General features: G+C 59.1%; 20 protein-coding genes. 10 read left to right on the top strand and 10 right to left on the bottom strand.

Features of this window, described 5'->3' with window-relative positions:
• Window positions 1-35: 35 nt before the first annotated feature.
• Window positions 36-2,357 (top strand): hybrid sensor histidine kinase/response regulator, encoded by a 2,322-nt coding sequence (locus tag ICA16_RS09065; RefSeq protein WP_210700419.1) that lies wholly within the window; start codon window positions 36-38, stop codon window positions 2,355-2,357.
• Here the strand turns inward: ICA16_RS09065 and ICA16_RS09060 are convergent.
• The 3 genes from ICA16_RS09060 to msrB all read right to left on the bottom strand — a co-directional run bounded on the left by ICA16_RS09060 (window position 2,341) and on the right by msrB (window position 3,877).
• On the bottom strand, window positions 2,341-2,802 hold the full coding sequence (locus ICA16_RS09060) for a MarR family winged helix-turn-helix transcriptional regulator (protein WP_150615925.1): 462 nt from the start codon (window positions 2,800-2,802) through the stop codon (window positions 2,341-2,343). The two genes, ICA16_RS09065 and ICA16_RS09060, sit on opposite strands and share 17 nt — an antisense overlap.
• Window positions 2,799-3,284 carry a glutathione peroxidase gene (locus ICA16_RS09055; protein WP_150603361.1) on the bottom strand — a complete coding sequence of 162 codons (486 nt, stop codon included), beginning with the start codon at window positions 3,282-3,284 and terminating at the stop codon, window positions 2,799-2,801. Before ICA16_RS09055 ends, ICA16_RS09060 begins: the two co-directional genes overlap by 4 nt.
• A gap of 197 nt (window positions 3,285-3,481) precedes the next feature.
• On the bottom strand, window positions 3,482-3,877 hold the full coding sequence (msrB, locus tag ICA16_RS09050) for a peptide-methionine (R)-S-oxide reductase MsrB (protein ID WP_150615926.1): 396 nt from the start codon (window positions 3,875-3,877) through the stop codon (window positions 3,482-3,484).
• A gap of 225 nt (window positions 3,878-4,102) precedes the next feature.
• Here msrB and ICA16_RS09045 point away from each other — a divergent pair, with 225 nt between their 5' ends.
• Complete coding sequence (locus ICA16_RS09045; protein ID WP_042560257.1) at window positions 4,103-5,314, top strand: pyridoxal phosphate-dependent aminotransferase; 1,212 nt, start codon at window positions 4,103-4,105, stop codon at window positions 5,312-5,314.
• 304 nt (window positions 5,315-5,618) lie between these two features.
• Complete coding sequence (gene htpX, locus ICA16_RS09040) at window positions 5,619-6,506, top strand: protease HtpX (protein ID WP_042560258.1); 888 nt, start codon at window positions 5,619-5,621, stop codon at window positions 6,504-6,506.
• 198 nt (window positions 6,507-6,704) lie between these two features.
• Here htpX and ICA16_RS09035 read toward each other — a convergent pair whose 3' ends face one another.
• Window positions 6,705-7,361 carry a thiopurine S-methyltransferase gene (locus tag ICA16_RS09035; protein WP_210700418.1) on the bottom strand — a complete coding sequence of 219 codons (657 nt, stop codon included), beginning with the start codon at window positions 7,359-7,361 and terminating at the stop codon, window positions 6,705-6,707.
• Window positions 7,362-7,462: 101 nt separating this feature from the next.
• Here ICA16_RS09035 and ICA16_RS09030 point away from each other — a divergent pair, with 101 nt between their 5' ends.
• Window positions 7,463-8,230 (top strand): DODA-type extradiol aromatic ring-opening family dioxygenase, encoded by a 768-nt coding sequence (locus ICA16_RS09030; RefSeq protein WP_210700417.1) that lies wholly within the window; start codon window positions 7,463-7,465, stop codon window positions 8,228-8,230.
• Between the two features lie 153 nt (window positions 8,231-8,383).
• On the opposite strand, the gene ICA16_RS09025 is transcribed toward ICA16_RS09030, so the two are convergent.
• A complete protein-coding gene (locus ICA16_RS09025; RefSeq protein ID WP_042560261.1) occupies window positions 8,384-10,057 on the bottom strand; it encodes a DEAD/DEAH box helicase in 1,674 nt (557 codons plus the stop codon).
• A gap of 422 nt (window positions 10,058-10,479) precedes the next feature.
• Here ICA16_RS09025 and ICA16_RS09020 point away from each other — a divergent pair, with 422 nt between their 5' ends.
• A complete protein-coding gene (locus tag ICA16_RS09020) occupies window positions 10,480-11,271 on the top strand; it encodes a crotonase/enoyl-CoA hydratase family protein (RefSeq protein WP_210700416.1) in 792 nt (263 codons plus the stop codon).
• Between the two features lie 113 nt (window positions 11,272-11,384).
• Here ICA16_RS09020 and ICA16_RS09015 read toward each other — a convergent pair whose 3' ends face one another.
• Entirely contained in the window at window positions 11,385-12,140 is a 756-nt protein-coding gene (locus ICA16_RS09015; RefSeq protein ID WP_210700415.1) for a spermidine synthase, read from the bottom strand.
• A gap of 150 nt (window positions 12,141-12,290) precedes the next feature.
• Between ICA16_RS09015 and ICA16_RS09010 the strand changes: the two genes are divergently transcribed.
• Complete coding sequence (locus ICA16_RS09010) at window positions 12,291-13,637, top strand: class II 3-deoxy-7-phosphoheptulonate synthase (RefSeq protein WP_210700414.1); 1,347 nt, start codon at window positions 12,291-12,293, stop codon at window positions 13,635-13,637.
• 190 nt (window positions 13,638-13,827) lie between these two features.
• Here the strand turns inward: ICA16_RS09010 and ICA16_RS09005 are convergent, their stop codons facing one another.
• Together ICA16_RS09005 and ICA16_RS09000 are read right to left on the bottom strand one after the other, a co-directional pair.
• Window positions 13,828-15,054, bottom strand: a complete 1,227-nt coding sequence (locus tag ICA16_RS09005) for a winged helix-turn-helix domain-containing protein (RefSeq protein ID WP_210700413.1) — start codon at window positions 15,052-15,054, stop codon at window positions 13,828-13,830.
• 64 nt (window positions 15,055-15,118) lie between these two features.
• The gene (locus tag ICA16_RS09000) at window positions 15,119-15,340 is read right to left on the bottom strand and encodes a DUF1127 domain-containing protein (RefSeq protein WP_150615931.1); all 222 of its coding nucleotides are present in this window, start codon (window positions 15,338-15,340) and stop codon (window positions 15,119-15,121) included.
• A 97-nt stretch (window positions 15,341-15,437) separates the two neighbouring features.
• Here ICA16_RS09000 and ICA16_RS08995 point away from each other — a divergent pair, with 97 nt between their 5' ends.
• Complete coding sequence (locus tag ICA16_RS08995; protein ID WP_191626448.1) at window positions 15,438-16,292, top strand: LysR substrate-binding domain-containing protein; 855 nt, start codon at window positions 15,438-15,440, stop codon at window positions 16,290-16,292.
• Here ICA16_RS08995 and ICA16_RS08990 read toward each other — a convergent pair.
• Window positions 16,282-17,031 carry a sulfite exporter TauE/SafE family protein gene (locus tag ICA16_RS08990; RefSeq protein WP_191626445.1) on the bottom strand — a complete coding sequence of 250 codons (750 nt, stop codon included), beginning with the start codon at window positions 17,029-17,031 and terminating at the stop codon, window positions 16,282-16,284. The genes ICA16_RS08995 and ICA16_RS08990 overlap by 11 nt on opposite strands.
• Before the next feature lie 109 nt (window positions 17,032-17,140).
• On the opposite strand from ICA16_RS08990, the gene ICA16_RS08985 reads away from it, so the two are divergent.
• The 3 genes from ICA16_RS08985 (at window position 17,141) to ICA16_RS08975 (ending at window position 19,366) form a co-directional block, all read left to right on the top strand.
• Complete coding sequence (locus tag ICA16_RS08985) at window positions 17,141-18,097, top strand: LysR family transcriptional regulator (protein ID WP_150615933.1); 957 nt, start codon at window positions 17,141-17,143, stop codon at window positions 18,095-18,097.
• A gap of 73 nt (window positions 18,098-18,170) precedes the next feature.
• On the top strand, window positions 18,171-18,626 hold the full coding sequence (locus ICA16_RS08980) for a MarR family winged helix-turn-helix transcriptional regulator (RefSeq protein WP_191626444.1): 456 nt from the start codon (window positions 18,171-18,173) through the stop codon (window positions 18,624-18,626).
• A 320-nt stretch (window positions 18,627-18,946) separates the two neighbouring features.
• On the top strand, window positions 18,947-19,366 hold the full coding sequence (locus tag ICA16_RS08975; protein ID WP_210700412.1) for an organic hydroperoxide resistance protein: 420 nt from the start codon (window positions 18,947-18,949) through the stop codon (window positions 19,364-19,366).
• A gap of 144 nt (window positions 19,367-19,510) precedes the next feature.
• Here ICA16_RS08975 and ICA16_RS08970 read toward each other — a convergent pair whose 3' ends face one another.
• The gene (locus tag ICA16_RS08970; RefSeq protein ID WP_007908599.1) at window positions 19,511-20,080 is read right to left on the bottom strand and encodes an elongation factor P; all 570 of its coding nucleotides are present in this window, start codon (window positions 20,078-20,080) and stop codon (window positions 19,511-19,513) included.
• Window positions 20,081-20,104 lie beyond the last annotated feature (24 nt).

The following is a 20,104-nucleotide window of genomic DNA, read 5'->3' as shown; positions in this document are numbered from 1 at the left end:
AGCAGCGAAGGGAAACGAAAGTGGTTCAACACCCCATGGATATCAAATTCACCCACCGGCTGTCGTACAAGCAAGCCAGGCTTACCGTGCTGGTCGGGTTCATTCTGGGCACGCTGCTCAGCCTGCTGCAAATCGGTATCGATTATGCCAGCGAAGACGCCTCCATCAATCGTGAAATCCTGTCTTTGCTGGAAATCAGCCACAACCCGGCATCACGCATCGCTTACAACATCGATGCCGAACTGGCCCAGGAACTCACGTTGGGGCTGTTGCGCTCACCGGCAATCATTTCTGCGCAGCTGACCGACAACAACAATACGGTGCTCGCCAGCGTCAAACGCCCGGAGCTGCAAAGCGGCTATCGGGTCATCAGTGATTATCTGTTCGGCGCCAAGCGCCAGTTCGAAGATCGCCTGTATCTGGATCATCTGCCCAACGAATCGCTGGGCACCCTGAAGCTTGAAGTCGACACCTATGCATTCGGCAGCCGCTTCCTGCGCCGGGCGGAGGTGACTCTGCTCAATGGCTTCGCCCGCAGCCTGCTCCTGACCGGCATCCTCCTGGCGCTGTTCTATGTGATGCTGACCAAACCACTGGTGCGGGTGATCCGTGAACTCAGCGGGCGTGATCCGCGCAGTGCCGAGCCCACAACCCTGGAATGTCCGACCGGGCACGCCAACGATGAAATCGGCGTGCTGGTCAAAGTCGCCAATCAGCAATTCGAGAACATCGCCACCGAGATCCAGCAGCGACGCAATGCCGAAAACCGTCTGACCGATTATCTCGGTCAACTGGAAAACATCGTCTCGGCACGCACCGTCGAGCTCAAGACGATCAATGCCCGGCTCAGTCAGTCCAACGAAGAACTCGAAGTCGCCCGCAGCACTGCACTGGAAATGGCCGAAGCCCGCTCGGCGTTCCTTGCCAACATGAGCCATGAGATCCGTACGCCGCTCAATGGCCTGCTGGGGATGATCGCCCTGTCACTCGACGGACCGTTGAATGCCGAACAGCAGCAACAGCTGTCGATCGCCCACGACTCCGGCAAGGTGCTGGTGGAATTGCTCAACGATATTCTCGATTTGTCGAAGTTCGATGCCGGGCAACTCGAGCTTGAACACATTCCGTTCGATCTCGGCTCACTGATCGAGGACACCGCCAACCTGCTGTCGCAAAACGCGGCGCCCAGCGTCGAGCTGACTTGCCTGATTGATCCGCACTTTCCGGCGCTGGTGCTGGGCGATCCGACAAGGGTTCGGCAGATCGTCAGCAACCTGCTGTCCAACGCGCTGAAATTCACCCGTTTCGGTCGGGTCGATGTGCGTTTGTCGGCTTACAAGGAGGGTGTGCGTATAGAGGTTTGCGACACCGGTATCGGCATCGCGCAGGAAGCCCAGATGCGAATCTTCCAGCCGTTCACCCAGGCAGGCGCCGGTATCACCCGCCAATACGGCGGCACGGGGCTGGGACTGGCGCTCACTTACAACCTCTGCGAAGCGATGCAGGGACGCTTGACCATCAGTTCAGAGATCGGCTTCGGCAGCCAGTTTTGCGCCGAGTTGCCCCTGCCGTGCCATACCCGCGCGCTGGCCCCGCCGCCCTTGCATGGCAAAATTCTCGCCATTACCGCGGCCAGCAGTGGTCTGGCGGAGTTGCTGAAGAATCTGTTGCCGGTGTGGGGCCTGACGTACGAACAACGCACCATCGACGACTCGCTGCTGGGTGTTACGCCCGATGTGGTGATCACCGATTGCCCGGAGTGCCTGTTCGGGCTGCGTCCGACACTTGTCGCGCCAATCCTGCTGGTGACTGCCTACGGCAGTTTCCTGCCCAGTGAAGAGGCGGCAGCCCTCGCCCCGCTGCAACAACAAGCACGGCCTCTGGCGCGCAATGCGCTCTACCAGAATCTGCGGCGCACCCTGCAACCTGAAGTCGCCACCCTCAACGCTGCACAGCTCGAAACGTCTACACTGGTCGAACGCGCGAAGGTGTTGCTGGTCGAGGACAACCCGGTCAATCAACTGGTGGCAAAAGGCATGCTCGGCAAACTCGGCTGCGATGTCATCGTCGCCGCACATGGCGCCGAAGCACTGGATCAATTGGAGTACCACGAGTTCGACCTGGTGCTGATGGACTGCAACATGCCAGTAATGGACGGCTACGAAGCCAGCCGACAGATACGTCAGAGCGGACGCTGGCCAAACCTGCCGATCGTTGCGCTGACCGCCAACGCCATGTCCGAGGAACGCGAGCGCTGCCGGGCTGCCGGCATGAGCGACTATCTGGCCAAACCGTTTCGCCGTGAAGAATTGGCGGCGCTGCTGGATCAGTGGATCCCGACTAGGACAGCGCCTTGATCTGCACGAGCAGTTGATCAAGACCGTTACGCAGTTCGTTGAGCCGGTCCAGGTCCACCCCGCTGTCGCAAAGCAATCGGGCCTTGAGCGGCCCGACCTGGTCACGCAGCGCTTGCCCTTGCGGCGTCAGGCTCAGATGCACTTCGCGCTCATCGCGCGCCGAGCGCTGGCGCTGCACCAGTTGTAACTGCTCCAGACGCTTGAGCAGCGGCGTCAGCGTGCCGGAATCCAGCGCCAGACGCTCGCCCAAGGCCTTGACCGTCGGTTGCTCCGGCGCGGCTTGCTGCCATTCCCACAACACCAGCATCGCCAGATATTGCGGATACGTGAGGCCGAGCTGATCGAGCATCGGCTTGTAACCACGAATCACTGCCCGGGACGCGGCGTACAACTTGAAGCACAACTGACTGTCGAGCTTCAGCGAATCAACGGACAGGCTGTTCATTTGAGCAGGGCTTCGATCTCGCGGCTCAGGTCCTGCGGCTTGGTCGCCGGGGCGAAGCGCTTGACCAACTGGCCATCCTTGCCGATCAGAAACTTGGTGAAGTTCCACTTGATGCCTTGGGAACCGAGTACGCCCGGGGCACGTTTCTTCAATTGCACAAACAGCGGATGGGCGTCAGCGCCGTTGACTTCGATCTTTTTGAACAGGGGGAAACTCACACCGAAATTCAGTTCGCAGAACTCGCTGATCGCGCCCTCATTGCCCGGCTCTTGTTTGCCGAACTGATTGCAAGGAAAGCCCAACACCACCAGACCTTGATCCTTGTAGGTCTGCCACAGCTCTTCAAGGCCTTTGTATTGCGGGGTGAAACCGCACTTGCTGGCAGTGTTGACCACAAGCACGGCTTTGCCGGCGTAATCAGCCAGGGTTTTCTGCTCACCTTTGATGGTGGTGCACGGGATGTTCAGCAGGTTGTCGCTCATGGGACGGTCTCCGCAGATAGTCGAAGGGCAAACATAGCGAGCAATTAAATTGTGTGCAATTTAATTAATAGGATTACCCCCTGTAGGAGCTGCCGAAGGCTGCGATCTTTTGATTTTGTTTTTACAGACAAGATCAAAAGATCGCAGCCTTCGGCAGCTCCTACAGAAACGTCAATCAAACCGCTCGACTGTGCAACTTATTCGCGAGGCACCAGATCCAGGCACACCGAGTTGATGCAATAACGCAGACCGGTCGGTGGCGGGCCATCAGGGAACACGTGCCCCAGGTGCGCATCACAGCGGGCGCACTTCACTTCGGTGCGAATCATGCCGTGGCTGACATCGCGAATCTCGGTCATGGCGCTTTCGCCGATCGGCGCATAGAAGCTCGGCCAGCCGCAGCCTGAATCGAATTTGGTCTTGGAATCGAACAGCGGCTCGTTGCAGCAGACACAGTGATAAACACCGTCGGTTTTGGTGGCGTTGTATTTACCGGAGAACGGTCGCTCGGTCGCACTGAGGCGGCACACGTTGTATTGCTCGGGGTCGAGCATGGCTTGCCATTCTTCCAGAGTTTTTTCCAACTTTTCCATCATCACACCTCAGCGGCTGAAAAAGCCCGATCTGTACCTTTTCCACGGATCGGGCGGCACGTATGATTGCGCCTCGTTACGCGCCAGTCTGGCAGCCAGACCGGGCGCATTCAAACGGATTCTTGGAGCCACGCGCTCAAGACGTCCGTCTGTGTGTAAACGCAGGAATCCCAGTACGGTTGTCCATCCGCCGCCTGGATCGTTCATTTTCGGGATCACATCGCCATGCAGTTCAGCAAATCGAACAAGCTCGCCAACGTCTGCTACGACATTCGCGGCCCGGTGCTCAAGCACGCCAAACGTCTGGAAGAGGAAGGCCAGCGCATCCTCAAGCTGAACATCGGCAACCCGGCGCCGTTTGGTTTCGAAGCGCCGGACGAAATCCTCCAGGATGTGATCCGCAATCTGCCGACCGCGCAAGGCTACAGTGACTCCAAAGGCCTGTTCAGCGCGCGCAAGGCCGTGATGCAGTATTACCAGCAGAAGCAGGTCGAAGGTGTCGGTATCGAAGACATCTACCTGGGCAACGGCGTCTCCGAGCTGATCGTGATGTCGCTGCAGGCGCTGCTCAACAACGGTGACGAAGTGCTGGTACCGGCGCCGGATTACCCGCTGTGGACCGCGGCCGTCAGCCTCGCCGGCGGTAACGCCGTGCATTACCTGTGCGACGAAGGCGCCGACTGGTTCCCGGACCTGGCCGACATCAAGGCCAAGATCACGCCGAACACCAAGGCAATGGTGATCATCAACCCGAACAACCCGACCGGCGCGGTGTATTCGAAAGAAGTGTTGCTGGGCATGCTGGAGCTGGCCCGCCAGCACAATCTGGTGGTGTTCTCCGACGAAATCTACGACAAGATCCTGTACGACGACGCCGTGCACATCTGCACCGCATCGCTGGCCCCGGACCTGCTGTGCCTGACCTTCAACGGTCTGTCGAAATCCTACCGCGTGGCCGGATTCCGCTCTGGCTGGATCGCTATCTCCGGGCCGAAACACAATGCCCAGAGCTACATCGAAGGGATCGACATGCTGGCCAACATGCGTCTGTGCGCCAACGTGCCGAGCCAGCATGCGATCCAGACGGCGTTGGGTGGCTATCAGAGCATCAACGATCTGGTGCTGCCGCAGGGTCGCCTGCTGGAACAGCGCAACCGCACCTGGGAGTTGCTCAACGACATTCCGGGCGTGAGCTGCGTCAAGCCGATGGGCGCGCTGTACGCTTTCCCGCGGATCGACCCGAAAGTCTGCCCGATCCACAACGACGAAAAATTCGTCCTCGATCTGCTGCTCTCCGAGAAGCTGCTGGTGGTGCAAGGCACGGCGTTCAACTGGCCATGGCCCGATCACTTCCGCGTCGTCACCCTGCCCCGGGTCGATGAGCTGGAAATGGCCATCGGCCGCATCGGCAACTTCCTCAAGTCCTACCGCCAGTAACTGGCCAGCAGTGCGCAACGGCCGAACGTTGCGCACTGTCTGATTCAGCAACACTTCTGCATTCCCTGCTTCCGCTCGCCTTCTACACTTGCGATTCATACCGGTCACATGCGTCTGACGCAATGGCGACGGGTCGCGAGTGTTCGTCATCCGTGTCGGTGTCTGCTGTGGGAAATGGGGTTGTGTGACGAAGAATCAGCTGTAGGACACAGTTTGAAATAGTCACCCGGTTGAATAGCCCGGTGCAGCACCTTATATACCCCGCAGTACGCTACATCTTTAGCTTGAGGAGATTTCTACAACCATGATGCGCATCCTGCTGTTTTTGGCCACTAACCTGGCGGTCGTGCTGATAGCCAGCATCACCCTGAGCCTTTTCGGCTTCAACGGGTTCATGGCGGCCAACGGGGTTGATCTCGACCTCAGTCAGCTGCTGGTTTTCTGTGCGGTCTTTGGTTTCGCCGGCTCGCTGTTCTCGCTGTTCATCTCCAAGTGGATGGCGAAAATGAGCACTGGCACCCAGATCATCAGCCAGCCACGTACCCGGCATGAGCAATGGCTGCTGCAAACGGTCGAGCAACTGTCCCGCGAAGCCGGGATCAAGATGCCCGAAGTCGGTATTTTTCCGGCCTACGAAGCGAATGCGTTCGCCACTGGCTGGAACAAGAACGACGCACTGGTCGCGGTCAGCCAGGGCCTGCTCGAGCGGTTCTCGCCCGATGAAGTGAAAGCCGTGCTGGCTCACGAGATCGGTCACGTCGCCAACGGTGACATGGTGACCCTCGCGCTGATCCAGGGCGTGGTGAACACCTTCGTGATGTTCTTCGCGCGAATCATCGGCAACTTCGTCGACAAGGTGATCTTCAAGAACGAAGAAGGCCAGGGCATCGCTTACTACGTGGCGACCATCTTCGCCGAACTGGTCTTGGGCATTCTCGCCAGCTCGATCGTCATGTGGTTCTCGCGCAAACGCGAATTCCGTGCCGACGAAGCCGGTGCACGTCTGGCCGGCACCAGCGCAATGATCGGCGCCCTGCAGCGCCTGCGCGCCGAACAGGGCCTGCCGGTGCACATGCCCGACACCCTGAATGCCTTTGGCATCAACGGTGGCATCAAACAGGGCTTCGCCCGCATGTTCATGAGCCACCCGCCATTGGAAGATCGTATCGACGCCTTGCGTCGTCTCGGTTGATTCAACCGGTAAAAACAAGAAGGCCCGCAGAGATGCGGGCCTTTTTTGTGGGGGCCATGTACTCGGCTGTTCATGCAGGCCTTATCGCTGGCAAGCCAGCTCCCACAGGGTTGTGTGGTGTTATCCCAATCTTCGATACACCGCAATTCACTGTGGGAGCTGGCTTGCCAGCGATGAGGCCGGAACAGCCAACACAACCTAACGAGTCGAAACCCGATAAACGCGCTCCTCCAGCCGCGTCACCCCTGCCTGCAAAAACTTCCCACTCTCCTGCAACACATCCTGCACCTGCAGGGTCTGCACCTGCCAACCAGTGCCCAGCAACCGCTGCACCTCATCATCCCCCACCGCAAACGGTGGTCCGGGAATCTGCGCCTGATCGTAATCCAGGGTGATCAGCAGCCCATTCAAGCCTTGCGGCAGAATCTGCTGGAGCTGCGTCGCATAGCGCTCACGCATCGGCAGTGGCAAGGCTATCAATGCGGCGCGGTCATACAGCGCGGTGCAATCCGCCACATCGCTTGCCTTCAAGGCAAAGAAATCGCCGCACCACAGCTCGATGGCGTCAGCGCGATAGACCTTGAATGCACCGCTCTCGCTAATCTGTGGCTGTAGTTGATGCTCAGTAAAAAAGTCTTCGACAGCCTTCTGTGACAGCTCAACCCCGAGCACCTGATGACCACGCTCGACCAGCCACAGCAAATCCAGACTTTTCCCACACAGCGGAACCAGTACCCGCGCCGATGCGCGAATGTTCAGATCCGGCCAGTGCCGTTGTAAATGCGGGTTCACCTGCGGCAGATGAAAGCCGATCTGGTGCGACGCCCACTTCTTGTGCCAAAACTCAGGCTGCATGAATGACTCCCGATAATTCGATCAAAAAGCGTTAAAACTTATATTAGATTTAGATCAATGACTGTCTGAAGATGGGGCATCTTACCGCTCAGGAACCCATCATGTTTCCCAGCCTGTTTATTTCCCATGGTTCTCCCATGCTTGCCTTGGAGCCCGGCGCCAGCGGCCCGGCGCTGACACGATTGGCCGCCGAACTTCCCCGGCCCAAAGCCATCGTGATTGTCTCCGCTCATTGGGAGAGTCACGAGCTACTGGTCAGCAGCCATCCAAAGCCAGAAACCTGGCACGACTTCGGCGGGTTCCCCCGCGCGTTGTTTGAAGTGCAGTACCCGGCGCCGGGCGATCCGCAACTGGCTGCTGAAGTCGCTGACCTACTTACATCCAGCGACCTGCCTGCGCGTCTTGATCCGCAACGACCGTTCGACCATGGCGTGTGGGTGCCACTGTCGCTGATGTACCCGCAGGCGGATATTCCCGTGGTGCAGGTTTCGCTACCGAGCCGTGGCGGTCCGGCGCTGCAAACCCGCGTCGGTCGAGCGTTGGCAGGCTTGCGCGAGCAAGGGATTCTGTTGATCGGCTCAGGCAGCATCACTCACAACCTGGGGGAACTGGATTGGCACGCAGGCCCGGAAAGCGTTGAGCCGTGGGCCCAGGACTTCCGTGACTGGGTGATAGACAAACTCGCGGCCGGTGATGAGGCAGCGCTGCATGACTACCGCCAGCAGGCTCCGAACGCGGTGCGCAGCCATCCGAGTGATGAGCACTTATTGCCGCTGTATTTCGCGCGAGGTGCCGGAGGAGCGTTCAGCGTGGCGCACAAGGGATTCACCATGGGCGCATTGGGTATGGATATTTACCGGTTCGGTTAAACAGCCAGAGCAAAAGATCGCACTCCCCCACTGTAGGAGCTGCCGAAGGCTGCGATCTTTTGATCTTTGCTCTTTGCCCTTGAAAAGCAGGCAAAAAAAATCCCCGAACCAGTCGGGGATTTTTTATGTTCGATCAATCAGCCCAAGGGCGGATCAATCTTCGCGATAGCGACGCAGCTTCAGCTGCTTACCAGCAACGCGAGTGTCCTTCAGCTTGGTCAGGAGCTTGTCCAGACCATCTTCCGGCAGCTCAACGAGGCTGAAGCTGTCACGCACCTGGATGCGACCGATCGCTTCACGGGCCAGACCACCTTCGTTGAGGATGGCGCCCAGCAGGTTTTTAGCGGCGATACCGTCACGCGCACCCAGCGCGGTACGGCAACGAGCACGGCCTTCGCCCAAAGGAATCGGCGCGCGACGCTCGCGATCACCACGGTCCGGACGATCACCGGTACGCTCAGGACGGTCGCCACGCGGTGCGTTGTTCGGCACCAGTGGACGTTCCTTCTCGATCGCAGCCAGAGTCAGCGCTTGACCATTGGTGGCCTTGCGCAGCAGAGCAGCAGCCAGAGCACGCGGCGTGCAACCGATGTCTGCAGTCAGACGATCGAGCAGCTCACCGTGAGTCGATTCAGCATCGGCAACCAGCGGCGCCAGGCTGTTGGTCAGTTTCTTGATGCGCGCATCGAGAACTGCCTGAGCGTCCGGCAGGCGAACCTCGGCAACTTTCTGACCGGTTACACGCTCGATCACTTGCAGCATGCGGCGCTCACGTGGAGTCACCAGCAGCAGTGCACGACCTTCGCGACCGGCACGGCCAGTACGGCCGATACGGTGCACGTAGGACTCTGGATCGTACGGCATGTCAACGTTGAACACGTGAGTGATACGCGGAACGTCGAGACCGCGAGCAGCAACGTCGGTCGCCACAACGATGTCCAGACGGCCATCTTTGAGCGAGTCGATTACGCGCTCACGCTGGTTCTGGGCGATGTCACCGTTCAGCGCAGCGGCTTTGTAGCCTTTTGCGTCGAGGGCGCTTGCCAGATCCAGGGTCGCTTGCTTGGTACGCACGAACATGATCAGAGCGTCGAAATCTTCCACTTCCAGCAAGCTGAGAACGGCCGAAGTCTTCTGGTCAGCGTGAACCAACAGGTGAGCCTGTTCGATCGCGGTAACGGTCTGGGTCTTGGTCTGGATCTTCACGTGTTGCGGATCGCGCAGATGGCGTTCGGCAATGGCGCGGATCGACTGCGGCAGGGTCGCCGAGAACAAAACGGTCTGACGGGTAGCTGGCAGAGCCTTGAAGATAACTTCGAGGTCGTCCATGAAACCCAGTTTGAGCATTTCGTCTGCTTCGTCGAGAACCAGGTGGTTCACGGTCGACAGTACTTTTTCGTCACGACGCAGGTGGTCGCACAGACGACCCGGAGTGGCGACAACGATCTGTGCGCCATTACGGATTGCTTTCAGTTGTGGGCCCATAGGCGCGCCGCCGTAAACGGCCACAACGGTAACGCCCGGCATTTGCTTGGCGTAGGTTTCGAAAGCGGTTGCAACTTGCAGCGCCAACTCACGGGTTGGCGCCAGGATCAGGGCTTGCGGTTCGCGCTTGGCAGGATCGATGCAATGAAGAATTGGCAGAGCGAACGCGGCGGTTTTACCCGTACCGGTTTGCGCCTGACCGATCATGTCCTGGCCGGCCATGATGATCGGGATCGATTGCTGCTGGATAGCCGAAGGCTCTTCGTAGCCAGTCGCGATGACGGCTGCAAGAATGTTCGGATTAAGATTAAAAGCGGCGAATCCGCCGGTTTCCTGGGTCATGGGTCTGCCTCTAAGTGCATCCGCAAAGACCCATGCTCCAAAGCTGCGCATGCCGTGTAAGACTCAAGAGTCGCCCTGGCAGCTTTGTCGGCGGGGATTTGCGAAAACGAATGAAAGAAAAAAAGAAACGTCCAGGAAGAGCCCGCAGTGCGGACATGCAGCCGAAGCTGACTTCGGGGAATTGCGCTACCTTGACGCGGCCTGGCTAAAGGCCGGCGCGCACTATACCGGAAATTACCGAAAAAGGGAGCTTTTTTTATCGCCTGAATCCGTCCGTCACCGTTGTGTAACGGGGTTTTGCGGATAATCGTGCGAAGGTCTATTTTCCAAGGGCCCGGCCCTGCTGAAGATACTGCTTAAACGCTTCACCGATGTGCGGCATGTGGTCGCGGCCCCCTCCCTCCCCGCTCGAGGAAATTCCCATGAATCAGTCCTGTCCTGGCCGCGTCAGCCGGGAGCGCCGTGGTCACCTGCATATGATCGGCCTGGATCGAGCGGCCAAGCGCAATGCCTTCGACCTCGACCTGCTCAATGAACTGAGCCTGGCTTATGGTGAATTCGAGGCTGACAGCGAGGCGCGGGTGGCGGTGGTGTTCGGCCATGGCGAGCATTTTACCGCCGGTCTGGATCTGGTGAATGCAAGCTCCGCCCTCGCCCAAGGCTGGCAGGTGCCGACCGGCGGTTGCGATCCATGGGGTGTTTTTGTCGGGCCGAGGGTCAGCAAGCCGGTGATTGTCGCGGCACAGGGTTACTGCCTGACCATCGGCATCGAATTGATGCTGGCCGCCGACATCAACCTCTGCGCGAGCAATACCCGCTTCGCGCAAATGGAAGTACAGCGTGGGATTTTTCCTTTTGGTGGCGCGACTTTACGTTTTCATCAGGTGGCCGGCTGGGGCAACGCGATGCGCTGGTTGCTGACCGGGGACGAGTTCGATGCGCACGATGCGTTGCGCCTGGGATTGGTGCAGGAAGTGATGGCCAGCGAAGATCTGCTGCCGCGCGCGATTGAACTGGCTGAGCGGATTGCGCGGCAAGCGCCGTTGGGGGTGCAGGCGACGTTGCTGTCGGCGCGACAGGCGCTATATGAAGGCGAGACAGCGGCGGCACAGGGCTTGCCGCCGCTGGTGAAGAAGTTGCTGGCCAGTGAGGATGCCAAGGAAGGTGTGCGGTCGCTGGTGGAGCGACGGCCCGGGAGCTTCAAAGGGCTCTGAGCCATTGCCCAAACCCTTGTAGGAGCTGCCGCAGGCTGCGATCTTTTGATCTTGAAAAATCAAAGTCAAAAGATCGCAGCCTGCGGCAGCTCCTACAGGGGCTCAATCGCCATTTATGTCGCCGGGCGAATCGCCTTGATCAGCGACTGTAACGAATACCCCAAACTCGGCGCCAACGCCTCAGCCCGGGCGGCGAGCGCTTCCATATCCAACTCCTGATCGAGATCCGCCGGCACCAGCAGAATCACATTGCCCTCCTTCACCGGCAGTTCCCAGTAATGGCGGTGATAGAGCCCGCGCAACAATGCTGCGCCCAGTGGTTTGCCATCATCGGTGGCCCATTGATTGATCACCAGCCAGCCGCCCGGATTCAGGCGTTTCTGACAGTCACCGAGGAAACTCCAGGCCAGATGCCCGACACCGGGGCCGACGTCGGTATAGAGGTCGACGAAGATCAGGTCCGCAGGCTCAGCAGTGGGCAGCAAATCAAGGGCATCGCCGACGCGGATGTACAAGCGCGGATCGTCATCCAGGCCAAGGTATTCAATGGCCAGGCGCGGGACGTCCGGGCGCAACTCGATCGCCTCGACATCTTCCAGCGGCAGAAACTTGAGGCACGCCTGCGTCAGCGTGCCTGCGCCGAGCCCGAGGAACAGCGCACTCTCCGGGTGCTCGTGGCACAACGCGCCAATCAGCATCGCCCGGGTGTAGTCATATTCCAGCCAGCTAGGATCGGCAGTGAACACGCAGCTCTGCTCGATCGCATCGCCGAATTCGAGAAAGCGGTAATCGGCCACTTCCAGCACGCGAATCACGCCGAACTCATCCTGTACTTCGGCGAGCAGATGCTCGACGCGCTCCTCAGTCATCTTGTCTCCTGGTGGTCACCGGGCGCGGTGACGCGATGGCACCGCAGTGGCGCCGTGGCAAAGCGGCGATTGTCGACGAAGGGGCGGGAGCAGGTCACGCACTAATTGCTGCTAACATGGCCTTCCGTGCGTAGAACCTTAGAGACCGTGATGAGCCAACCGTGGAGCCCTGATAGCTGGCGCGCCCTGCCGATCCAGCAACAACCCCAATACCCGGACGCCGCGCATCTGCGCCAGGTCGAGCAGACCCTGGCCAGTTATCCGCCGCTGGTATTTGCCGGCGAGGCGCGGGAACTGCGTCGTCAATTTGCCGAAGTGACTCAAGGCCGCGCGTTCCTGTTGCAGGGCGGCGATTGCGCCGAAAGCTTTGCCGAATTCTCCGCAGCAAAGATTCGCGACACTTTTAAAGTGTTGCTGCAAATGGCGATCGTCATGACCTTCGCGGCCGGCTGCCCGGTGGTCAAGGTCGGACGCATGGCCGGCCAGTTCGCCAAACCGCGCTCGGCCAACGACGAAACCATTGATGGCGTGACCCTGCCCGCCTACCGTGGCGACATCGTCAACGGCATCGGCTTCGACGAAAAGAGCCGCGTGCCGGACCCGGAACGTCTGCTGCAGTCGTATCACCAGTCCACCGCGACGTTGAACCTGCTGCGCGCCTTCGCCCAAGGCGGTTTTGCCGACTTGCATCAGGTGCACAAGTGGAACCTCGACTTCATCGCCAACTCCGCGCTGGCCGAGAAGTACAGCCACCTCGCCGACCGCATCGATGAAACGCTGGCATTCATGCGCGCCTGCGGCATGGACAGCTCGCCGCAACTGCGCGAAACCAGTTTCTTCACCGCCCACGAAGCGCTGCTGCTGAACTACGAAGAAGCGTTCGTGCGCCGCGACAGCCTGACCAACGATTATTACGATTGCTCGGCGCACATGCTGTGGATCGGCGACCGCACCCGTCAGCTCGACGGCGCACACGTCGAATTCCTGCGCGGGGTGAACAACCCGATCGGGGTCAAAGTCGGCCCGAGCATGAACCCCGACGATCTGATCCGCCTGATCGACGTGCTCAACCCGGACAACGATCCGGGGCGCTTGAACCTGATCGCACGGATGGGTGCGAACAAGGTGGGCGATCACCTGCCGGCGCTGATCCGCGCGGTGCGGCGTGAAGGCAAGCAGGTGCTGTGGAGCTCTGATCCGATGCACGGCAACACCATCAAGGCCAGCAGCGGCTACAAGACTCGCGATTTTGCGCAGATCCTTGGCGAGGTTAAGCAGTTCTTCCAGGTGCACGAAGCCGAAGGCACTTATGCCGGCGGCATTCACATCGAAATGACCGGGCAGAATGTCACCGAATGCATTGGTGGCGCGCGGCCGATCACTGAGGACGGCTTGTCGGATCGCTATCACACGCATTGTGATCCGCGGATGAATGCTGATCAGTCGCTGGAGTTGGCGTTTTTGATTGCCGAAACCCTGAAGCAGGTTCGGCGCTAAACCGCGTCACCCTGTATTAAGGGGTCGACCGCCCCCCCCTGTAGGAGCTGCCGAAGGCTGCGATCTTTTGATCTTGATCTTCAAAGACAAGAGCAAGATCAAAAGATCGCAGCCTTCGGCAGCTCCTACACTGGTTTTTGTGGGCAACACAGATCCCTGTGGGAGCTAGCCTGCTGGCGATTAGGCCAGTTCAGACAACATCGATCTGCGCCAACGCCACCCGCAACCGCCCCGCACTCTCGCGCTGGCAATTGAGCTGCACCTGCGCCAGTCCCAACCAATCCGCCATTCGCCGCAAATTCACCGCCAGTGCCAACATCCCCTCTTCATCCAGCCCCGGCTCCTCCTCGTGTACCGCATGCACCGCCAACCGCCCCGCTGCCCGCTCGGCACGCAAATCCACCCGCGCGGCTATCCGCTCGTTGTGCAAAAACGGCAGCACGTAATACCCATAAACGCGTTTGTCCTGCGGCGTGTAAATCTCCAGCCGATAGCGGAAATCGAACAGACGCTCGGTGCGACTGCGCTCCCAGATCAACGAATCGAAGGGCGACAGCAGTGCACTGGCCGCGACCTTGCGCAGGACTTTCGGCTCCGGCAGGCAATAAGCGATTTGCCGCCAACCGGCGACTTCGCACATCTGCAATTGCCCCGCCTCGACCAGCTCGGCCAGTCGCGGACGTGCATCAGCAGGGTTCAAGCGAAAGTAATCACGCAGGTCTTTTTCCGTGCCGACGCCCAGCGCTTCGGCCGCATGCAGCAACAACCCACGCTGCGCCTGCGCTTCATCAGGCAACGGTTGTTGCAGGATCGCCGCAGGAATCACCCGCTCCGGTAAATCGTACAAACGCTCGAAGCCACGCCGCCCGGCGACGGTGACTTCACCGGCGGCGAACAACCATTCCAGCGCATGTTTTTCCGCACTCCAGTCCCACCACTGCCCAGGCTTGTCTTCGCGAGTCGATAAACTACCGGCGCCCAACGCGCCCCGCTCTTCGACCGCGCTCAAAACCCGGCGAATAACATCCTGTTGCTGAAGACCAAACTTCGCCAGTTGCTGATAAATATCTTTGCCGCGCTTGGCCCGCTGCATGCGCCAACCCATAAGCGGATACATCGACAACGGCAACAACGACGCCTCATGCCCCCAATACTCGAACAGCGTACGACGACGCCCCGAACTCCAGGCAGCCTGGTCGAGCAGATCGAAAGAATAGGAACCAAGACGAGAAAACAGCGGCAGATAGTGCGAGCGCACTACAGCGTTGACGGAGTCGATTTGCAGCAGGCCCAGCCGTTCGATCAGCCGGTTGATGTGGGGCGCCTTGACGGTCGGCGGCTGGCGCCCGTTGAACCCTTGGGCAGCCAGCGCCAGACGTCGAGCCTGTTTGAGGGAAAAGGACAGTGTCGCGGGCATGAGCATCTCCTTGTCTGCTCGCAACCTACCTCAGTCCAGAAGGTTTTGTGTAGCGATGGCCTCATCATTTATGCATCGGATCATCCCAGAACGGCCGCACAGACTCGTGCTCGACGTCGGCACGACTGACCCCGATGTCTTTCAACGCTTCGTCGCTCAGACTGGCGAGCAATTCACGCTCACGGTGAAGTTCGTACCAGCGGCTAAACTTGTGCAGCAAGTCAGAAACCATGTGGCCATGGCCGGAAAATTTTTCTTCGCCTACATACTCTCTTTGACCTTTCATCGTTTTGCTCTCCTTTGTGGATGGCTCAAGTCTCGCGCCAGCGCTAAGATCAATCCAACGAATGTTTCTGATGGTATGCATCACGGAGATTCATCAATTGTCGGCCTACCCCAGTATCGATACCGATGTCTTGCGCACCTTTGTCGCGATAGCCGATCAGGGCGGTTTTACCCGCGCTGGCGAAATGGTCAACCGCACGCAATCAGCGGTTAGCATGCAGATGAAGCGCCTGGAAGAAGACGTGTTGCAGCGCCAATTGTTCGAGCGTGACGGGCGGCAGGTGCGGCTGACTGCCGAGGGTCAGGTGCTGCTCGGTTACGCGCGGCGCATCCTCAAACTGCACAGTGAAGTGTTCAATACCCTGCGCGAGCCACACATGGTCGGCACCGTGCGGATCGGCACGCCGGACGATTACGTGATGCGTTTTCTACCGGGGATTCTGTCGCGGTTTGCGCAGTTCTATCCGTTGATCCAGATCGAAGTGCATTGCGAATCGAGCAAACAGTTGTTGCAGCGCACCGATCTCGACTTGTCGATCGTCACCCGCGAACCGGGCAACGAGATCGGCCAACTGCTGCGCAAAGAGCGTTTCGTCTGGGCCGAGGCACAAAATTTCAGCGCCCACGAACAGACGCCGTTGCCGCTGGCGATGTTCAACAGTGATTGTTTCTGCCGCTTGTGGGCGTGCAATGCGCTGGACGCGATGGGCCGCGATTACCGCATCGCCTACAACAGCAGCAGCCTCTCGGCGCTGATGGCCGTAGTGAGCGCGGGTCTGGCGATCACCGCGCAACTGGAAAGCCTGATAACCCCGGACATGCGCATTCTCGGTGCCGATGAAGATCTGCCGCAACTGCCCGAGGCCAGCATCATGCTGATCCGCAATCTGAACAATCCATCGCCGATCACCGAATGCTTGGCCGAACACATCGTCGAAGGCTTCAAACTTTAAAGGCGAGCATCACCGCGCACAGCACCAGGAAACCACAGAACAGCCCACGCAGAAGTTTTTCCGGCATGGCGTGGGCGACTTTTACCCCCCAACTGATGCTGGCCAGACCGCCAATCGCCAGCGGCAAACCGATCATCCAGTCGACTTCGTGGTGCACCGCGTAAGTCACCAAAGTGACGCCGGTACTCGGCAATGCCAGCGCCAGCGACAAGCCTTGGGCGACCACTTGTGTGGTGCCAAACAGGCTGGTCAGCACCGGCGTCGCGACCACCGCCCCGCCGACACCGAACAACCCGCCCATGGTCCCCGACGCTGCGCCGAGTACGCCCAGCCATGGCCAGGAGTAACGCATCTCGGCCGTCGGCGCCGGGCGCTTGCCGAACATTTTCAGCAGGTTGTAAACCGAAAGCACCACGAGAAATGCGACGAAACCAATGCGCATGGTTTGCGCGTCAATGCCTACGGCCCAGATCGAACCGATCCAGGCAAAGCAGAACCCCATCACCGCCAATGGCAACGCGTGACGCAGTTCGATGCGATTGCGCTGGTGATAGCGCCACAGCGCCAGCATCACGTTCGGCACCACCATCACCAGCGCCGTGCCTTGGGCGATCTGTTGATCAAGCCCGAACCACACACCGAGCAGCGGGATCGCGATCAAGCCACCGCCGATGCCGAAGATGCCACCCAGTGTGCCCAGCGCGGCGCCGAATAGCAGGAACAACAAAAACTCCATCACAGCCGAATTCCTCTTACGTCAGGCGACTCATCCTACGCAGTCGCGGCTGGCGGGGAAACGCATAGCAACGCACAATGGCTGTGCCGATTTCGCACAAGCGTTGAATAACATGAATCCCAATCAATTGACCGATCAACTCGGACTTTTTCTCGATGTGCTGGAAAGCGGCAGTTTCTCTGCCGCGTCTCGTCGCCATCCACTGACACCTTCGGCTGTCGCGCGGCGCATCGACAGTCTGGAAAGCGCGGTGGGCAGCCAGTTGTTCATTCGCAGCACCCATGCCGTACGCGCCACGCCGGCAGGTCTGGCCTTTGCCGAACGGGCGCGGCGGATCGTCGCCGAACTGCAATTGGCCCGCGCCGAAGCCGTTTCCTTGAGCAGTGCACCGGAAGGCTTGATCCGCATCGATGCGCCAGCAGCGTTCGGACGCCGACATCTGGCGCCAGTGATTGCTGATTTTCTGGTGATGTATCCGGGCCTGGATGTGCAACTGCACCTGATCGACAGTTTCGTCGACATGCACGGCTCGAATCTGGGCAAGGTCGATTTGGTGTTGCGCGCCGGGCAACTGGCCGACACCCGACTGGTTGCTACGCCACTGGCGAGCATGGTGCGCATCGCCTGCGCGAGCCCCGATTATCTCAAGCGGCGCGGTGTACCGAATCATCCCGCGCAGTTGAGCGAACATGACGGCCTCGACTGGGATGGCCTCGCCCCGCCCTTCGCCTGGCGTTTCGAGCAAGACGGGCAGATGCAGTTGCACCGCCCGGCGCGCATCCGCATGAGCGCCAATAACGCTGAAGCACTGGTGTGCGGCGCGTTGGCCGGGTTGGGCATCGCGCACCTGCCGACGTGGCTGGCCAGCGAATATCTGCTGCGCGGCGAACTGCTGCCACTGTTCTGCGAAAACGGTCTGCCGCAACCCGAGAGTACCGGCATCTACGCCTTGCGCATGGAGCAGCAGACAAACTCGCGCAGCCGTTTGTTGCTGGAATACCTCAAGACCCGCTTCAGCCCGGTGCCGCCGTGGGATCTCGCGTTGCAACGGGATTTGGGCAGACTTTGATGTCTGGAAAATTATCTGGCGCATTAAACATTCGAACGCTAGATTCATGAGCATTACTGATCAAGGCTTTGACATGACCACCGACCGCGACACCTGCGATGACCTGCTGCTGGATAATCAGGCTTGCTTCGCCCTGCATTCCACTTCGCTGATGATGACCAAAGTCTACAAGCCGATGCTGCAAGCCATCGGCCTGACCTATCCGCAGTATCTGGCGATGATGGTGCTGTGGGAGAAGGATGGTCTTACCGTGGGAGAAATCAGCACGCGGCTGCTGACGGATCCGGGATCGCTGACCCCCCTGCTCAAGCGACTGGAGGGTGAAGGGTTACTCAGTCGCACACGCAGCCGTGAAGATGAGCGCGTAGTGATTGTCGAGTTGACTGCGCAGGGCCGCGCTCTGCGAGACAAAGCTCAAAGCATCCCGCAATGCATCCTCGGCGCCAGCGGTTTCAGCCTCGAGCGTTTGCAGAATCTGCAAGCCGAGTTGCAGGCTCTGCGCAGTCATCTGCAAGAAAGCTTGATCTGAACCCGGGCTGGACCGAATCAATGTAGGAGCTGCGGCACGCTGCGATCTTTTGATGTTGTTTTTAAAGATCAAAAGATCGCAGCGTGCCGCAGCTCCTACAGTTGAACCCTGCGCTGTGCAATTTTCCCACTCCCTGTTCAATGCTGATAACTGCTCTGGATCAAGGGTTCTGACGCTCTTGGCGCTCCTTCCGGATCAACGAAGCCAACTTTTTTCAAAATTTATATTGCGCACTAAACATTGGCGAGCTACATTCACCTCGAACTTACTTAGCGCGCAAACAATTAGCGCGACAAATCACACCCATCGAGGCTCACACCATGCAAACTCTCTACACCGCAATCGCAACCTCCACCGGCGGCCGTGACGGTCGTGCGATCTCCAGCGACAACGTGCTCGACGTCAAACTCGCCACCCCGAAAGAACTCGGTGGTGCTGGCGGCGCGGCGACCAACCCTGAGCAACTGTTCGCCGCCGGCTATTCGGCCTGCTTCATCGGCGCGCTGAAATTCGTCGCCAGCCAGACCAAACGCAAAATCCCGGACGATGCCTCGATCACCGCCCACGTCGGTATCGGCCAGATCCCTGGTGGTTTCGGTCTGGACATCGACCTGCACATCAGCCTGCCGGGCCTTGAACAAGCCGACGCACAAAGCCTGGTCGACGCCGCTCACCAGGTCTGCCCGTACTCCAACGCCACGCGTGGCAATGTCGGAGTACGTCTGCACGTCACGGTGTAAGCAAAGAAAAAGATCGCAGCCTTCGGCAGCTCCTACATGAACAGGTGTAGGAGCTGCCGCAGGCTGCGATCTTTTGATCTTTCTTGCAGACACAAAAAAGCCCGACTCAATGGTCGGGCTTTTTCTTTCCGCAAAAAGCAGTGCTTATTTGGCACGGCCTTTGTAGGAACCGCCTTCGCGGGTGTCGATTTCGATCTTGTCACCGATTTCGATGAAGTCAGCAACTTGCAGCTCGGTACCGTTGGCCAGTTTGGCTGGCTTCATTACCTTGCCGGAAGTGTCGCCACGAGCCGAACCTTCGGTGTAGTCAACGACGCGCACGATGGTGGTCGGCAGTTCTACCGAAACCAGACGCTCTTCGAAGAAGATCGCTTCGCAAACATCGGTCATGCCTTCTTCAACGAAAGGCAGAACGGCTTCGATGTCTTCGGCGTTCAGTTCGTACATGGTGTAGTCAGTGGTGTCCATGAACGTGTAGGTGTCGCCGCTGATGAAGGACAGGGTCGCTTCTTTGCGGTCGAGGATTACGTCGTCCAGTTTGTCGTCAGCGCTGTAAACGATCTCGGTCTTGTAACCGGTCAGCAGGTTTTTCAGCTTGGTCTTCATGATCGCGCTGTTACGGCCCGACTTGGTGAATTCAGCTTTCTGAACCAGCCAAGGATCGTTTTCGAGACGGATCACGGTACCGGGTTTGAGTTCTTTACCAGTTTTCATTGCGAATATCCGAATTTGGATGGG

The organism is Pseudomonas anatoliensis, from assembly GCF_017976235.1.
GTDB classification, from domain to species: Bacteria; Pseudomonadota; Gammaproteobacteria; order Pseudomonadales; family Pseudomonadaceae; genus Aquipseudomonas; species Aquipseudomonas anatoliensis.
Note: the sequence above shows the minus strand (reverse complement) of the source record. Positions and strands in the feature narration are given on the sequence as shown.

Coding starts and splice junctions, on each gene's coding strand:
- ICA16_RS09055 (WP_150603361.1), bottom strand. CDS start 3,284: ATGAGCGACAACCTGCTGAACATCCCGTGCACCACCATCAAAGGTGAG.
- ICA16_RS08985 (WP_150615933.1), top strand. CDS start 17,141: ATGAATCCCAATCAATTGACCGATCAACTCGGACTTTTTCTCGATGTG.
- ICA16_RS09005 (WP_210700413.1), bottom strand. CDS start 15,054: ATGCCCGCGACACTGTCCTTTTCCCTCAAACAGGCTCGACGTCTGGCG.
- htpX (WP_042560258.1), top strand. CDS start 5,619: ATGATGCGCATCCTGCTGTTTTTGGCCACTAACCTGGCGGTCGTGCTG.
- ICA16_RS09065 (WP_210700419.1), top strand. CDS start 36: ATGGATATCAAATTCACCCACCGGCTGTCGTACAAGCAAGCCAGGCTT.
- msrB (WP_150615926.1), bottom strand. CDS start 3,877: ATGGAAAAGTTGGAAAAAACTCTGGAAGAATGGCAAGCCATGCTCGAC.
- ICA16_RS09025 (WP_042560261.1), bottom strand. CDS start 10,057: ATGACCCAGGAAACCGGCGGATTCGCCGCTTTTAATCTTAATCCGAAC.
- ICA16_RS09000 (WP_150615931.1), bottom strand. CDS start 15,340: ATGAAAGGTCAAAGAGAGTATGTAGGCGAAGAAAAATTTTCCGGCCAT.
- ICA16_RS08970 (WP_007908599.1), bottom strand. CDS start 20,080: ATGAAAACTGGTAAAGAACTCAAACCCGGTACCGTGATCCGTCTCGAA.
- ICA16_RS08980 (WP_191626444.1), top strand. CDS start 18,171: ATGACCACCGACCGCGACACCTGCGATGACCTGCTGCTGGATAATCAG.
- ICA16_RS09020 (WP_210700416.1), top strand. CDS start 10,480: ATGAATCAGTCCTGTCCTGGCCGCGTCAGCCGGGAGCGCCGTGGTCAC.
- ICA16_RS09010 (WP_210700414.1), top strand. CDS start 12,291: ATGAGCCAACCGTGGAGCCCTGATAGCTGGCGCGCCCTGCCGATCCAG.
- ICA16_RS09035 (WP_210700418.1), bottom strand. CDS start 7,361: ATGCAGCCTGAGTTTTGGCACAAGAAGTGGGCGTCGCACCAGATCGGC.
- ICA16_RS09045 (WP_042560257.1), top strand. CDS start 4,103: ATGCAGTTCAGCAAATCGAACAAGCTCGCCAACGTCTGCTACGACATT.
- ICA16_RS09060 (WP_150615925.1), bottom strand. CDS start 2,802: ATGAACAGCCTGTCCGTTGATTCGCTGAAGCTCGACAGTCAGTTGTGC.
- ICA16_RS08975 (WP_210700412.1), top strand. CDS start 18,947: ATGCAAACTCTCTACACCGCAATCGCAACCTCCACCGGCGGCCGTGAC.
- ICA16_RS09015 (WP_210700415.1), bottom strand. CDS start 12,140: ATGACTGAGGAGCGCGTCGAGCATCTGCTCGCCGAAGTACAGGATGAG.
- ICA16_RS09030 (WP_210700417.1), top strand. CDS start 7,463: ATGTTTCCCAGCCTGTTTATTTCCCATGGTTCTCCCATGCTTGCCTTG.